The organism is Rossellomorea sp. GCM10028870, from assembly GCF_042666755.1.
Classification (GTDB): Bacteria; Bacillota; Bacilli; order Bacillales; family Bacillaceae_B; genus Rossellomorea.
On record NZ_JBHTGN010000008.1, the window covers coordinates 22,047 to 38,534 of the forward strand.

Below are 16,488 nucleotides of genomic sequence, written 5' to 3' on the forward strand. Positions count from 1 at the left end.
GCTTATCCCTCCTTCTTTTCTGATACGACAAGTGTAATGTGACTTGTACGTTTGTTAATTTGACTTGCACGTCCCATCGCACGAGGACGGAAACGTTTAAGTGTTGGTCCTTCATTTACATAAGCCTCAGTTACCACTAGGCTATTAATATCCATATCAAAGTTGTGCTCTGCGTTCGCAATAGCAGACTTAAGTACTTTTTCGATTACTGGTGAAGCAGCTTTAGGTGTGTGCTTTAAGATAGCAACCGCTTCTCCAACTTGCTTACCTCGGATTAGATCAACGACTAAACGTACTTTACGAGGAGCAATACGTACTGTTCTTGCAACAGCTTTTGCTTGCATTAGGATACCCTCCTCTCAATTAGCGTCTTGTTTTCTTATCATCACTTGCATGACCTTTGTAAGTACGAGATGGTGCGAATTCACCAAGCTTGTGTCCTACCATGTCTTCAGTGACGTATACAGGTACATGTTTACGACCATCGTAAACTGCGATAGTGTGACCGATGAATGCTGGGAAGATCGTTGAGCGACGAGACCAAGTTTTAACAACTTGTTTGCCTTCAGTTTCGTTCAATTTCTCGATCTTATTCATTAAATGATCATCAACAAAAGGTCCTTTTTTTAAGCTACGACCCATGTTTGAACCTCCCTTCGTGATTGATCTACGGCTCTTTTCAGGAACCGTAGTACAATCCCGTTATTTTTTGCGACGACGCACAATAAATTTATCAGATTTGTTGTTTTTCTTACGTGTCTTGTATCCAAGAGTAGGTTTACCCCATGGAGACATTGGTGATTTACGTCCGATTGGAGCGCGTCCTTCACCACCACCGTGTGGGTGATCGTTAGGGTTCATTACAGAACCACGAACTGTTGGGCGTTTACCTAACCAACGAGAACGTCCGGCTTTACCAATGTTGATTAATTCGTGTTGTTCATTTCCAACTTGACCTACAGTAGCACGACAAGCAGAAAGGATCATACGAGTTTCACCAGAGTTAAGACGTACAAGTACATATTTACCTTCTTTACCAAGTACTTGAGCAGATGTTCCAGCAGAACGTACTAACTGGCCACCCTTACCTGGTTTAAGTTCGATATTGTGTACGATTGTACCAACAGGGATGTTGATAAGTGGTAATGCGTTACCCACTTTAATATCTGCTTCAGGTCCAGACATTACTTCCATACCTACTTCGATTGTTTTCGGTGCAAGAATGTAACGTTTTTCCCCATCAGCGTAGTTAATTAGTGCAATGTTTGCTGAGCGGTTTGGATCGTATTCGATCGTAGCAACGCGTCCAGGTATACCATCTTTTTCACGTTTGAAGTCGATGATACGGTATTGGCGCTTGTGACCGCCACCTTGATGACGAACTGTTAACTTACCTTGGTTGTTACGGCCACCCTTTTTGTGTAGGGGTGCTAAAAGTGACTTTTCCGGAGAATCCGTAGTGATTTCAGCGAAATCAGAACTAGTCATGCCGCGACGACCATTAGAGGTAGGTTTATACTTTTTAATCGCCATGTTTTTCCCTCCTCTTCTTAATTAAAAGATTTTATACTTCAAAGAATTCGATTTCTTTACTATCTGCAGTAAGTTTAACGATTGCTTTACGACGCTTGTTAGTGTAACCAGCGTGTTTACCCATGCGTTTGAACTTACCTTTGTAGTTCATGATGTTAACTTTTTCTACTTTCACGTCAAAGATTTCTTGAACAGCGTCTTTTACTTGAGTTTTGTTCGCTCTAGTATCAACTTCGAAAGTATATTTTTTCTCAGACATAAGATCAGTTGAAGCCTCAGTAATTACGGGGCGCTTAATGATTTCACGTACATCCATTATGCAAGCACCTCCTCTACTTTTTCAACAGCTGATTTAGTCATCACTAGTTTGTCATGTCCTAATACGTCCAGAACGCTAATTCCATCAGCAGGAACAACAGTTACACCAGGGATGTTACGAGCTGAAAGTGCTACGTTTTCGTCAAGACCATCAGTGATTACTAATGTTTTAGAGTTAACTGAAAGACCTTTAAGAACGTTAGCAAATTCTTTTGTTTTAGGAGCATCGAATGATAATGCTTCTAATACTAAAATGTTTTCTTCTACTACTTTAGAAGAAAGAGCAGATTTAATCGCTAAGCGACGAACCTTCTTAGGAAGTTTGTAGCTGTAGCTGCGTGGAACTGGTCCAAATACAGTACCACCACCGCGCCATTGTGGAGAACGGATTGACCCTTGACGAGCACGACCTGTTCCTTTTTGACGCCAAGGCTTACGCCCACCGCCACGTACTTCAGAACGATTTTTTACTTTGTGATTACCTTGACGTAAAGAAGCTCTTTGCATCAATACTGCTTCAAACATTACATGTTTGTTTGGTTCAATACCAAAAACAGTGTCATTAAGTTCGATATCACCAACTTTAGAACCGCTTTGGTTAAATAATGCTACTTTCGGCATTCTTGTTTCCTCCTTTCTTGAAAAGTTCTATTAGTTTGCTTTAATAGCTGACTTTACTTTGATTAGTTGTTTCTTAGGTCCAGGTACATTACCTTTAACTAAGATAAGGTTACGTTCAGCATCAACTTTTACAATTTCAAGGTTCTGAATTGTAATTTGCTCTCCGCCCATACGTCCAGGTAGTAATTTACCCTTGAATACACGGTTTGGATCAACAGGACCCATTGAACCAGGACGACGGTGGTAACGAGAACCATGGGACATAGGTCCGCGAGATTGGTTATGACGCTTGATAGCACCTTGGAATCCTTTACCTTTTGATACTCCTGTTACATCTACGATTTCGCCTGCTGCGAAAATATCAACTTTGACTTCTTGACCAACTTCGTACTCTTCTACGTTTACACCGCGGATTTCACGGATGAAGCGCTTAGGAGCAGTTTCAGCTTTAGCAACGTGGCCTCTCTCTGGTTTGTTAGAAAGCTTTTCACGTTTGTCTTCAAAACCTACTTGGATAGCTTCGTAGCCATCAACATCGATAGATTTCTTTTGAAGTACCACGTTTTGAGCAGCTTCGATAACAGTTACAGGGATAAGATCACCGTTTTCAGCGAAAACTTGAGTCATACCGATCTTTCTTCCTAAGATTCCTTTGGTCATAAGTCACACCTCCTAATAATTATGGTTTTTATGAATTAAAGTTTGATTTCGATATCTACACCTGATGGTAAGTCTAAACGCATAAGCGCATCAACTGTTTGAGGTGTTGGGTTTACAATGTCGATTAAGCGTTTATGAGTACGCATTTCGAATTGCTCACGAGAATCTTTGTATTTGTGCACAGCACGTAAGATTGTGTAAACAGACTTTTCTGTTGGTAGTGGGATCGGTCCAGAAACCGCCGCACCAGAACGTTTTGCTGTTTCAACAATTTTCTCAGCTGATTGATCAAGAATTCTGTGATCATAAGCCTTTAAACGGATACGAATCTTTTGTTTTGCCATTATTTTCCCTCCTTTATCGCCTATTTTTGAATAGACATTCTCCACAGAAATTTCCCACACACTCGCCATGGCAAAGCGGCCGTGTGTGTCAGCAACCTTCTGTTTCATCGCAGTCAAAGACCAACATTGTCTATTATAACTAAAACACCTAGAAGATGCAACTGTTTCTTGCAAATTCTTTATGTTTTGCACACTTTCTCTATTATACAAACGAACCGTGTTGTTTTCAAGGTTTTGTGGTATTTTCACAATATTTAATATAACGGTTATAGTGAATTAAAGAAAACATTAATTCAAAGGGAACTAGTATTCATTCTATATTAGAACTTGTTTCTACTACCTCCTAAAGAGTGAGTGCTTGTTGATTTACGCTCCAGGATGTTCGCTTTCCGCGGGGCGGGCGGTGAGCTTCCTCTGCTTCGCCTGCGGGGTCTCACCTGTCCCGCTATTCCCGCAGGAGTCGAACATCCTTCCGCTCCAATCAACTTAGTGTTTCAATTATTTATTCATGAAGAAATATAATTAATATGAAGGGTGAGTCATAATCGACATTTTTCAACTTTTTATAATTCATACTGGAGGTTGATCAACATAAATATACAAGTACTATACTATATAGAAGAAACTCGACAACACCATTATCATAATCGTGGTAGTACGTCCAAGTGGTATAGCAATTTAAACACAAAAAAACAGATGGACATGGTGTCCATCTGTTTTTGATATCAATGATTACTCAGTGATTGTAGCTACTACTCCAGCACCTACAGTACGTCCACCCTCACGGATAGAGAACTTAGTACCTTCTTCGATAGCGATTGGAGCGATAAGCTCAACAGTCATTTCGATGTTATCGCCAGGCATAACCATTTCTACACCTTCAGGAAGGTTACAGATACCAGTTACGTCAGTTGTACGGAAGTAGAACTGTGGGCGGTAGTTAGTGAAGAATGGAGTGTGACGTCCACCCTCTTCTTTAGAAAGAACATAAACTTCTGCTTTGAACTTTGTGTGTGGAGTGATTGTACCTGGCTTAGCAAGTACTTGTCCACGTTGGATATCTTCACGAGCTACACCACGAAGTAGTGCACCGATGTTGTCTCCAGCTTCAGCATAGTCAAGAAGCTTACGGAACATTTCTACACCTGTTACAGTAGTAGATTTTGGTTCTTCAGAAAGACCGATGATGTCGATAGTGTCTCCAACTTTAACTTGTCCACGCTCAACACGACCAGTAGCAACTGTACCACGACCTGTGATTGAGAATACGTCCTCAACAGGCATCATGAATGGTTTTTCAGTGTCACGCTCTGGAGTTGGGATGTAGCTATCTACAGCTTCCATAAGTTCGAAGATTTTCTCTTCCCACTCAGGATCTCCCTCAAGAGCTTTAAGAGCAGAACCTTTGATTACTGGTACGTCATCACCAGGGAAATCGTACTCAGAAAGAAGGTCACGTACTTCCATTTCTACTAATTCAAGTAGCTCTTCGTCGTCTACCATGTCACATTTGTTCATGAATACAACTAGGTAAGGTACACCTACTTGACGAGAAAGAAGGATGTGCTCACGAGTTTGTGGCATTGGGCCGTCAGCAGCAGATACTACTAGGATCCCACCATCCATTTGTGCAGCACCAGTGATCATGTTTTTAACATAGTCAGCATGTCCTGGGCAGTCAACGTGTGCATAGTGACGAGTATCAGTTTCATACTCAACGTGTGCTGTAGAGATTGTGATTCCACGCTCTCTTTCTTCTGGAGCACCGTCAATTTGGTCATATGCCATTGCAGTTCCACGACCATACTTCTTGTGAAGTGTAGTTGTGATTGCAGCTGTTAGAGTTGTTTTACCATGGTCAACGTGACCGATTGTACCGATATTCGCATGTTGCTTGGAACGATCAAATTTTTCCTTACCCATTTGAAAATCCTCCTTTAATTTTAAAGAAAATAAGTATATTAGTTAGGCTAATCCAGAGGCAGTTTATGTCCACCCCTGAACCAGTAATGCTTACAATAGTATTTATACTTTATTAAAGGGAATAAATCAATTATTCACCTTTATTTTTTTTGATGATTTCTTCAGAAATCGATTTAGGTACTTCTTCATAGTGATCGAAGTGCATGGAGTATGTTCCACGTCCTTGTGTGTTAGAACGAAGGGAAGTTGCATATCCAAACATTTCTGATAGAGGTACGAACGCTTTAACGACTTGAGCGTTACCGCGTGCTTCCATACCTTCTACACGTCCACGACGAGAAGTTACATCACCCATGATATCTCCAAGGTATTCCTCAGGGATAACAACCTCAACCTTCATCATTGGCTCTAAGATTACCGGCTTACATTTAGAAGCGGCATTCTTAAGTGCCATAGAAGCAGCGATTTTAAACGCCATTTCAGAGGAGTCAACATCATGGTATGAACCATCGAATAATCTTGCTTTAACATCAACTAGTGGGAAACCAGCTAAGACACCATTTTCTAAAGCGTCAGATAGACCGGCTTGTACTGCAGGGATGTATTCACGAGGAACTACACCACCGACGATACCGTTCTCGAATTCGAATCCTTTACCTTCTTCGTTAGGTGAGAATTCGATCCATACGTGTCCGAATTGTCCACGTCCACCAGATTGACGGGCGAACTTACCTTCAACTTTAGCCGTATCACGGAAAGTCTCACGGTAAGATACTTGAGGAGCACCTACGTTAGCTTCTACTTTGAATTCACGTTTCATACGGTCAACGATGATATCTAAGTGAAGCTCACCCATACCCGCGATGATAACTTGACCTGTTTCCTGGTCAGTATGCGCACGGAATGTTGGATCTTCCTCTTGAAGTTTTTGTAGTGCAGTAGTCATTTTATCTTGGTCGGCTTTTGATTTAGGCTCAACAGATAGAGAGATAACAGGCTCTGGGAATACCATAGATTCAAGAATAACTAGACTCTTTTCATCACATAGCGTATCTCCAGTAGATGTATCTTTCAGACCAACTGCTGCTGCAATGTCTCCAGCATATACTTTAGAGATTTCTTCACGGGAGTTTGCGTGCATTTGCAGGATACGACCCACACGTTCACGTTTCCCTTTTGAAGAGTTTCTTACGTATGAACCTGACTCAAGAACACCAGAGTATACACGGAAGAAAGTTAACTTACCAACATAAGGGTCAGTTGCAACTTTGAACGCTAAAGCAGAGAATGGCGCTTCGTCTGAAGATGGACGAGTTACTTCTTCTTCTGTTTCAGGTACAAAACCTTTGATATCTTCAACGTCTGTTGGCGCTGGAAGATAGTCGATAACTGAGTCAATTAATAATTGAACCCCTTTGTTTTTGAAGGCAGATCCACAAACTACCGGGTAGAACTCTACAGTTAGAGTTGCTGTACGGATAGCCGCTTTAAGCTCATCATTTGTAAGCTCTTCGCCTTCTAGGTATTTCATCATAAGCTCTTCATCAAGTTCAGATACTGCTTCAATTAACTTTCCGCGGTATTCATCAGCTTGATCTTTGTACTCTTCAGGAATGTCACGAGCTTCTGCACGCGTTCCAAGGTCATCTTCATAGAAGTAAGCTTTCATTTCTACTAAGTCGATGATACCTTCGAAGTCATCCTCAGCACCGATTGGAAGCTGAATAGGATGCGCATTCGCTTGTAAACGTTCATGAAGTGTCCCAACAGAATAAAGGAAGTCAGCACCGATTTTGTCCATTTTGTTAACGAACACAACACGGGGAACCCCGTAAGTTGTTGCTTGGCGCCATACTGTTTCAGTTTGAGGCTCAACACCAGATTGAGCATCAAGTACTGCTACTGCACCATCAAGTACACGTAATGAACGCTCAACTTCAACAGTGAAGTCTACGTGTCCCGGTGTATCGATGATGTTAATACGATGGCCTTTCCATTGAGCTGTTGTCGCAGCAGAAGTGATAGTGATACCACGTTCTTGCTCTTGCTCCATCCAGTCCATTTGAGAAGCACCTTCGTGAGTTTCTCCAATTTTATGGATACGACCTGTATAAAATAGGATACGCTCAGTTGCAGTTGTTTTACCAGCATCGATGTGAGCCATGATACCGATATTACGAGTGTTTTCTAAGGAGAACTCTCTAGGCATGCGGTCTTTCTCCTTCCTTATATGAGAATGATTTGTTTGTTTAAGATCAGATTACCAACGATAGTGAGCAAACGCTTTGTTCGCTTCAGCCATCTTGTGTGTATCTTCACGCTTCTTAACAGAAGCTCCAGTGTTATTAGCTGCATCAAGGATTTCGTTAGCTAAACGCTCTTCCATTGTCTTCTCACCGCGAAGACGAGAGTAGTTTACTAACCAACGAAGACCTAATGTAGTACGACGCTCTGGACGTACCTCTACAGGTACTTGATAGTTTGAACCACCAACACGACGAGCTTTAACTTCTAATACCGGCATGATATTTTTTAGAGCTGCATCGAATACTTCCATTGCATCTTTACCTGAACGCTCGCTAATGATATCAAACGCAGCGTATAGTTTCTTTTGAGCTTTACCTCTTTTACCGTCAATCATGATTTTGTTGATTAAACGAGTAACTAATTTTGAATTGTACATTGGATCAGGTAAAACGTCTCTTTTTGCTACAGGACCTTTACGTGGCATGTGATTTCCTCCTTTCAACGAGAAATGAATTTATGATTTTTAAATTATTTTTTAGCTGCTTTAGGGCGCTTAGTTCCGTATTTAGAACGTCCTTGCATACGGCCTTCAACTCCAGCTGTATCAAGCGCACCACGTACGATGTGATAACGTACCCCTGGTAAATCCTTTACACGTCCTCCACGGATAAGAACAACACTGTGCTCTTGAAGGTTATGTCCGATACCAGGAATGTAAGCAGTAACCTCGATTCCATTCGTTAAACGAACACGAGCATATTTACGTAGCGCCGAGTTCGGTTTCTTTGGAGTCATTGTACCAACACGAGTACATACACCACGTTTTTGTGGAGATGACAAGTTCGTGTGCACTTTCTTAAAGCTGTTATAACCTTTGTTAAGTGCAGGTGACTTTGATTTAGTTGATTTAGACTGACGAGGCTTGCGAACTAATTGGTTAATAGTTGGCATTTTGTTTTCCTCCCTTCTTATTTGGTAAGCCCACACATCCAGGTGGTTCTTTTTTGGGTAAAAGTAAAGTTTTTGCAGATAGCTTCTACAAAAACTATTTTACTGTATAATCGCAACAGCTGCTGCTCCAACATCTATTCCGCACGATTTACCAAGTTTCTTCATTGAATCCACTTTGTTAACCGGTACTTTAAGATCAATAGCGGCCTGGACTACTTTTGCTGTAACTTTGGGATCAGCATCCTCCGCAATAACAACTTCTAGTACATGACCTGTTTTCAGAGCTTTCACTGCTTGCTTTGTTCCTACAATAATTTCTTTAGCCTGCGCTACTTTTTCATAAGACATTTCATATCCTCCAAAGTAACAGGTTATTAATAGGAGCAACCTTGAATATATTATCATCTTAAAATCTCTATGTCAACATAGATTTAAAAGATTTATAAAAGCTAACTCTTAGAGCTTATGATTGAGCAATCAAACGCGCCTAAGAGTTAGCCTAAATAGATTACTCTACTGTTACTGTTTCTTCACTAGTATCTTCTGCCAATACCGGCTCTGCCTTGCGGTAACGTTGCATACCCGTACCGGCAGGAACCAATTTACCGATGATAACATTTTCTTTCAGTCCAAGTAACTCATCACGTTTTCCTTTTATGGCAGCGTCCGTTAACACACGAGTTGTTTCCTGGAACGATGCTGCGGATAAGAAGGAATCTGTTTCAAGTGAAGCTTTGGTGATCCCGAGCAATACAGGGCGTCCTGTTGCCGGAAGCTTACCGCCAAATAGAGCTTTTTCGTTCGCATCCCTGAATTGATGGATGTCCATAAGAGTACCTGGTAGTACCTCAGATTCACCTGCATCAATAACACGAACCTTGCGTAACATTTGACGAACCATAACCTCAACGTGTTTGTCGCCGATTTCAACCCCTTGCATACGGTATACTTTTTGTACCTCACGCAGCAAGTATTCCTGAACGGCTGACACATCACGTACTTTAAGAAGTTCTTTTGGATCGATTGAACCTTCTGTGATCTCCTGACCGCGTGCTACTTTATCGTTCACAGCGAATTTCAGGCGAGCTGTGTATGGAGCTGTGTAACTTCTCGTTTCCACATCACCTTGAACGGTAATTTCGTACTGACGATCTTTTCCTTCACTGATGGAAGTAATGACACCATCGATTTCAGAAATAACGGCTTGACCTTTAGGATTACGCGCTTCGAAGATCTCTTGGATACGCGGTAAACCTTGAGTGATATCGTCTCCTGCAACCCCACCAGTATGGAAGGTACGCATCGTTAACTGTGTACCCGGTTCCCCGATGGATTGAGCAGCGATGATCCCAACAGCTTCCCCTACTTCGACTTTTTGTCCTGTTGCCAAGTTCGTACCGTAACATTTCTCACAAACACCATGTCTAGTGTTACATGTGAAAGCAGAACGGATCGAAACATGTTCGACACCAGCATCAATGATCGTCTTAGCTAAGTCTTCTGTGATCAGCTGATTTTCTGTGATGATGATTTCATCTGTCTCAGGATGACGTAATGTTTTACGTGAATAACGACCAAGTAAACGTTCTTCAAGAGGCTCGATGATTTCTGTACCCTCTTTAATGGATCCTACAAGTAGTCCTCTGTCCGTTCCACAGTCTTCTTCACGAACGATTACATCCTGGGCCACATCAACAAGACGACGTGTCAGGTAACCTGAGTCAGCTGTTTTCAGTGCTGTATCGGCAAGACCTTTACGGGCACCATGTGTAGAAATAAAGTACTCAAGGACCGTTAATCCTTCACGGAAACTTGATTTGATCGGTAACTCAATGATACGACCAGCCGGGTTGGCCATCAGTCCACGCATACCAGCAAGCTGAGTAAAGTTAGATGCGTTACCACGGGCACCTGAATCACTCATCATGAAGATCGGGTTGCGTTTATCCAGTGTCGCCATTAATTTACCTTGAATGGTATCTTTCGCAGCACTCCAGATTGAGATAACACGATCGTATCTTTCATCTTCTGTAATAAGACCACGTTTAAATTGTTTTAATACGTTGTCTACTTTACTTTGTGCTTCGATTAAGATTTCTTCTTTTTCCGCTAGTACGACGATATCTGCGATACCAACCGTAATACCGGCTTTAGTAGAGTATTTGAATCCTAAGTCTTTCATTTTATCAAGCATACGAGACGTCTCAGTGATAGCAAACTTCTTGAATACTTCTGCAATGATATTCCCTAAGAAACCTTTTTTAAATGGGTTGATTAACTCACGATTTTGGAATACTTCTTTAACGTCCGTTGACGGATCAACAAAGTAGTTCTCAGGAGTAGCTACTTCCAAGTTCGTTCTTGTTGGTTCGTTAATGAACGGGAATGTATCAGGTAAGATCTCGTTAAAGATTACTTTACCTACCGTTGTTAATAATAATTGTTTATTTTGCTTATCGGTGAACGTTTTGTTGTTGATGGTGCTGGCATGGATCGCAATACGGGTATGCAAGTGTACATAACCATTTTGATATGCAAGGATAACTTCATTTGCATCATTGAAGATCATACCTTCACCAACAGCATTTTCACGCTCAAGTGTCAGGTAATAGTTACCTAATACCATATCCTGGGACGGAGTAACAACTGGCTTACCGTCTTTCGGATTTAGGATGTTTTGGGCAGCAAGCATCAGCATGCGAGCTTCAGCTTGTGCTTCAGAAGATAGAGGTACGTGAACCGCCATTTGGTCACCATCAAAATCCGCGTTGTATGCCGTACATACAAGTGGGTGAAGACGGATCGCTCTACCTTCGACTAGAGTTGGTTCAAATGCTTGAATACCAAGTCTGTGAAGAGTAGGTGCACGGTTTAAAAGAACTGGATGTTCTTTAATAACCCCTTCTAATACATCCCATACTTCCGGTTGAACGCGTTCAATCTTGCGCTTAGCACTCTTAATGTTGTGAGCCAATCCTTTTTCAACGAGCTCTTTCATTACAAATGGTTTGAATAACTCAAGTGCCATTTCTTTAGGAAGACCACATTGATACATCTTAAGGTTAGGTCCAACAACGATTACAGAACGACCGGAATAGTCAACACGTTTACCGAGAAGGTTTTGACGGAAACGCCCCTGCTTCCCTTTAAGCATATGTGAAAGGGATTTTAATGGGCGGTTACCCGGTCCTGTAACAGGACGGCCGCGACGACCATTGTCAATTAAAGCGTCGACCGCTTCTTGAAGCATACGCTTCTCGTTTTGAACGATGATACTTGGAGCACCAAGGTCCAATAAACGTTTCAAACGGTTATTACGGTTAATAACACGACGATATAAATCATTTAAGTCAGAAGTCGCAAAGCGTCCACCGTCAAGCTGAACCATCGGGCGAAGCTCTGGAGGAATGACAGGTAATACATCAAGAATCATCCAATCCGGATCATTACCTGAGTTTCTGAAAGATTCCACTACTTCTAAACGTTTAATTGCACGGGTACGGCGTTGACCTTGAGCTGTTTTCAGTTCTTCTTTAAGGAAATCAGCTTCTTTATCCAGGTCAATGTCTTGAAGAAGCTTTTTAATCGCTTCAGCTCCCATTGCAGCTTGGAATTTGACTCCGTATTTCTCACGGTAGGCACGGTACTCTTTCTCAGAAAGAAGTTGCTTTCTTTCCAGAGCCGTGTCACCTGGTTCTGTTACAACATAGGAAGCGAAGTAGATCACTTCTTCTAAAGCACGGGGAGACATGTCTAAAACAAGTCCCATACGGCTTGGGATTCCTTTGAAGTACCAAATATGAGATACAGGAGCAGCCAGTTCAATGTGACCCATACGTTCACGGCGAACTTTAGCCTTTGTTACTTCTACACCACAGCGGTCACAAACGACGCCTTTATAGCGTACACGTTTGTATTTACCACAGTGACATTCCCAGTCCTTCGTAGGACCGAAGATACGTTCACAGAACAAACCATCTTTTTCTGGTTTTAACGTACGATAGTTAATCGTTTCGGGCTTTTTGACTTCCCCGAAAGACCACGAACGGATCTTATCGGGGGAAGCTAAACCAATTTTCATATACTCAAAATTATTTACATCTAGCAAGGGGCCTACCTCCCTTTTAATCTACAGGCTCTAACCCTAATTGCTCTAAATTTATTCTTTAGACCCTACTGTCTCGGATTCTTGTGCATTAGATTCAGAGATATTTAGCGTGTCTGCTTGTTGTACTTCTTCTTCATCCTCTAAGTCACGCATTTCGATTTCTTCTTCGGTACTAGAGAGGATCTTAACATCCATACCTAAACTTTGAAGCTCTTTGATCAGAACTTTGAATGATTCCGGAACTCCTGGTTCAGGAACGTTTTCACCTTTGACAATGGCTTCGTATGTTTTCACACGACCCACAACATCATCAGACTTAACCGTTAGAATTTCTTGTAGAGTGTAAGCAGCACCATAAGCTTCAAGTGCCCATACCTCCATCTCACCGAAACGCTGTCCACCGAATTGAGCTTTACCTCCAAGTGGCTGCTGCGTAACAAGTGAATAAGGACCAGTTGAACGAGCGTGAAGTTTGTCATCAACCATGTGAGCAAGCTTGATCATATACATGATACCAACTGATACACGGTTATCAAACGGTTCACCTGTTCTACCATCATAAAGAACGGTTTTCGCATCACGTGCCATACCTGCTTCTTCAATGGTTGCCCATACGTCTTCCTCACGCGCTCCATCAAATACCGGTGAAGCGACATGAACACCAAGATATCTTGCTGCCATACCTAAGTGAAGCTCCAGCACCTGTCCGATATTCATACGAGATGGTACCCCTAACGGGTTTAACATGATATCGATCGGTGTACCGTCTGGTAAGAACGGCATGTCTTCTTCAGGAAGAATTCTTGAAATAACACCCTTGTTACCGTGACGACCAGCCATTTTGTCACCTTCAGAAATCTTACGTTTCTGAACGATGTATACACGGACAAGCTGGTTTACACCTGGAGGCAATTCGTCGCCGTCTTCACGATTGAAGACTTTAACATCGAGGATGATTCCCCCGCCACCATGTGGTACACGAAGAGATGTATCCCGCACTTCGCGAGCTTTCTCACCGAAGATTGCATGTAACAAGCGTTCTTCAGCAGTCAACTCTGTTACACCTTTAGGCGTTACTTTACCAACAAGTAGGTCGCCGTCTTTCACTTCAGCACCGATGCGGATGATTCCACGTTCATCAAGATTGCGAAGTGCATCTTCACCAACGTTTGGAATATCACGAGTGATTTCTTCTGGTCCTAATTTCGTATCACGGGATTCAGACTCATATTCTTCAATATGAATAGAAGTATATACATCGTCCTTTACAAGACGTTCACTCATGATGATCGCATCTTCATAGTTGTAACCGTCCCAAGTCATGAATCCAACCATTACGTTACGTCCTAAGGCGAGTTCTCCCTTTTCCATTGAAGGACCATCAGCAAGGATTTCTCCTTTTACGACACGGTCGCCTTCACTTACGATTGGACGCTGGTTGTAACATGTTCCCTGGTTTGAACGGATGAATTTTTGCATACGATATTTATCGAGGTCACCTTTTACTTCTTGACCGTCGATTTCTTTCACACGACGCACCCAAACTTGTTTCGCTTCAACCTTTTCTACAATACCTTCATATTTACAAATCACGGCGGCACCAGAGTCTTTGGCTGATACGTGTTCCATACCTGTTCCGACGATCGGTGATTCTGGATTCATTAAAGGTACTGCTTGACGCTGCATGTTCGCTCCCATAAGAGCACGGTTGGAGTCATCGTTCTCTAAGAAAGGAATACATGCTGTCGCAGCTGATACTACTTGTTTAGGAGATACATCCATGTAGTCCAGACGTTCACGCTTGATGACCGTGTTTTCACCACGGAAACGAGCAATGACTTCTTCATCAAGGAATGCACCGTCATCACCTAGACGTGCGTTTGCTTGTGCCACTACATAGTTATCTTCTTCGTCTGCTGTCAAGTAATCGATACGATCGGTTACTTTCCCGGTATCAGGGTCAACACGACGATACGGCGTTTCGATAAAGCCGAATTTATTCACTTTCGCAAATGAAGAAAGTGAGTTGATCAGTCCGATGTTTGGTCCCTCAGGCGTTTCAATCGGACACATACGACCATAGTGGGAGTAATGTACGTCACGCACTTCGAATCCTGCACGTTCACGCGTTAATCCACCAGGTCCTAAAGCAGAAAGACGACGTTTGTGCGTTAACTCTGCAAGAGGATTCGTTTGATCCATAAATTGAGACAATTGAGAGCTTCCAAAGAACTCTTTAATTGATGCGATAACAGGACGAATGTTGATCAGTTGTTGAGGCGTGATCGTGTTCGTATCCTGAATGGACATTCTTTCACGAACGACACGCTCCATACGTGATAAACCGATGCGGAATTGGTTTTGAAGCAATTCACCTACCGAACGTAAACGACGGTTCCCTAAATGGTCAATATCATCCGTTAGTCCTACTCCGTGTAATAAGTTAAAGAAGTAAGAAATAGAAGAGATGATATCTGCAGGTGTAATGTACTTAACCTCTTCTTCAACATACGCATTGCTGATGACATTAATCTCAAATTCTCCCTCTTCGTTAGGAGAATAGATTTTGATAGATTGAAGAACGACGTCTTCTTCTAACACGCCACCTGACTGTTGGTAGTTCTTAAACCCGATGCCATTTTCTAAATAAGGAATGACCTTATCAAGAGCGCGGCGATCAAGAACCGTGCCTTTCTCCGCCAGAATCTCACCCGTTTCCGGATCTGCTAGAGTTTCTGCTAGAGTTTGACCGAATAAACGGTTCTTAATGTGAAGCTTTTTGTTCATTTTGTAACGTCCAACGTTTGCTAAGTCATAACGCTTAGGATCAAAGAAACGAGAAACGAGTAAACTTTTAGCATTTTCTACTGTAGGAGGCTCTCCCGGACGCAGACGCTCGTAAATCTCGAGCAATGCCTTGTCGATACCTTCCGTGTTGTCTTTCTCGAGCGTGTTACGAATGTACTCATTATCACCGATCAAATCGATGATTTCTTGATCAGAGCCAAACCCAAGGGCACGTAAAAGAACCGTTACCGGTAGTTTGCGAGTTCGATCAATTCGCACATATACAACATCTTTCGCATCTGTTTCATACTCAAGCCAAGCTCCGCGGTTTGGTATAACGGTAGCAGTAAACCCTTTCTTTCCGTTCTTATCTACTTTTCCGCTAAAGTAAACACTAGGTGAACGTACTAACTGAGATACGATAACGCGCTCAGCACCATTAATGACAAAAGTACCTGTGTCTGTCATTAATGGGAAATCACCCATAAATACGTCTTGATCTTTTACTTCTCCTGTTTCCTTGTTCACAAGACGGACTTTCACTCTAAGCGGTGCAGAGTAAGTAACATCTCTTTCCTTTGATTCTTCCACCGAGTACTTTGGCTCTCCCAGACTATAATCAATAAATTCTAAAGAGAGATTACCAGTGAAGTCCTCAATCGGAGAAATGTCACGGAACATTTCTCTTAACCCCTCATCAAGAAACCATTGATACGAGGAAGTTTGAATTTCGATTAAATTCGGTAATTCTAAAACTTCACTGATACGCGCAAAACTTCTGCGTTGGCGGTGTCGTCCATACTGAACTAGTTGACCTGTCAACTGATTCACCCCTCAAATCAAGCGTTTTGGTTGTGTCTATATGCCTTCAAGTAGGAATGCTACTCTACACAAGACAAAAAGAAAAAGGGTTTTAATGATAAAACCTCATTTTCATATTACGAACTATTATTTTATAATCTTTTCCAATTTATCCAATATGTATACATATGGACA

At 42.0% G+C, this 16,488-nt stretch carries 14 protein-coding genes; all 14 read right to left on the reverse strand.

Features of this window, described 5'->3' with window-relative positions; genetic code table 11:
- Positions 1–2 precede the first annotated feature (2 nt).
- Positions 3–344 carry a 50S ribosomal protein L22 gene (gene rplV / locus ACFQWC_RS22370; RefSeq protein ID WP_034765976.1) on the reverse strand — a complete coding sequence of 114 codons (342 nt, stop codon included), beginning with the start codon at positions 342–344 and terminating at the stop codon, positions 3–5.
- Positions 345–363: 19 nt separating this feature from the next.
- Positions 364–642: a 30S ribosomal protein S19 gene (gene rpsS / locus ACFQWC_RS22375; RefSeq protein ID WP_044340526.1), complete on the reverse strand. Its 279-nt coding sequence runs from the start codon at positions 640–642 to the stop codon at positions 364–366.
- Between the two features lie 60 nt (positions 643–702).
- Positions 703–1,533, reverse strand: a complete 831-nt coding sequence (gene rplB, locus ACFQWC_RS22380; protein WP_044340525.1) for a 50S ribosomal protein L2 — start codon at positions 1,531–1,533, stop codon at positions 703–705.
- A 31-nt stretch (positions 1,534–1,564) separates the two neighbouring features.
- Positions 1,565–1,849 (reverse strand): 50S ribosomal protein L23, encoded by a 285-nt coding sequence (gene rplW, locus ACFQWC_RS22385; protein WP_098353388.1) that lies wholly within the window; start codon positions 1,847–1,849, stop codon positions 1,565–1,567.
- Positions 1,849–2,472: a 50S ribosomal protein L4 gene (gene rplD / locus ACFQWC_RS22390; RefSeq protein WP_299746166.1), complete on the reverse strand. Its 624-nt coding sequence runs from the start codon at positions 2,470–2,472 to the stop codon at positions 1,849–1,851. Before rplD ends, rplW begins: the two co-directional genes overlap by 1 nt.
- Before the next feature lie 30 nt (positions 2,473–2,502).
- The gene (gene rplC / locus ACFQWC_RS22395; RefSeq protein WP_044340523.1) at positions 2,503–3,132 is read right to left on the reverse strand and encodes a 50S ribosomal protein L3; all 630 of its coding nucleotides are present in this window, start codon (positions 3,130–3,132) and stop codon (positions 2,503–2,505) included.
- Between the two features lie 35 nt (positions 3,133–3,167).
- The gene (gene rpsJ, locus ACFQWC_RS22400) at positions 3,168–3,476 is read right to left on the reverse strand and encodes a 30S ribosomal protein S10 (RefSeq protein ID WP_007085291.1); all 309 of its coding nucleotides are present in this window, start codon (positions 3,474–3,476) and stop codon (positions 3,168–3,170) included.
- Between the two features lie 732 nt (positions 3,477–4,208).
- Positions 4,209–5,399 (reverse strand): elongation factor Tu, encoded by a 1,191-nt coding sequence (gene tuf, locus ACFQWC_RS22405; RefSeq protein ID WP_299746155.1) that lies wholly within the window; start codon positions 5,397–5,399, stop codon positions 4,209–4,211.
- Between the two features lie 130 nt (positions 5,400–5,529).
- Positions 5,530–7,608: an elongation factor G gene (fusA, locus tag ACFQWC_RS22410; protein WP_299746152.1), complete on the reverse strand. Its 2,079-nt coding sequence runs from the start codon at positions 7,606–7,608 to the stop codon at positions 5,530–5,532.
- A 51-nt stretch (positions 7,609–7,659) separates the two neighbouring features.
- On the reverse strand, positions 7,660–8,130 hold the full coding sequence (gene rpsG / locus ACFQWC_RS22415; RefSeq protein WP_034765993.1) for a 30S ribosomal protein S7: 471 nt from the start codon (positions 8,128–8,130) through the stop codon (positions 7,660–7,662).
- A gap of 44 nt (positions 8,131–8,174) precedes the next feature.
- Positions 8,175–8,597, reverse strand: coding sequence for a 30S ribosomal protein S12 (gene rpsL / locus ACFQWC_RS22420; RefSeq protein ID WP_032085266.1), 423 nt, complete (start codon positions 8,595–8,597; stop codon positions 8,175–8,177).
- A gap of 99 nt (positions 8,598–8,696) precedes the next feature.
- Positions 8,697–8,945: a 50S ribosomal protein L7ae-like protein gene (locus tag ACFQWC_RS22425; RefSeq protein ID WP_148971237.1), complete on the reverse strand. Its 249-nt coding sequence runs from the start codon at positions 8,943–8,945 to the stop codon at positions 8,697–8,699.
- Between the two features lie 160 nt (positions 8,946–9,105).
- Positions 9,106–12,705, reverse strand: coding sequence for a DNA-directed RNA polymerase subunit beta' (rpoC, locus tag ACFQWC_RS22430; protein WP_219166393.1), 3,600 nt, complete (start codon positions 12,703–12,705; stop codon positions 9,106–9,108).
- A gap of 51 nt (positions 12,706–12,756) precedes the next feature.
- Positions 12,757–16,314, reverse strand: coding sequence for a DNA-directed RNA polymerase subunit beta (rpoB, locus tag ACFQWC_RS22435; protein WP_299746140.1), 3,558 nt, complete (start codon positions 16,312–16,314; stop codon positions 12,757–12,759).
- Positions 16,315–16,488: the final 174 nt, after the last annotated feature.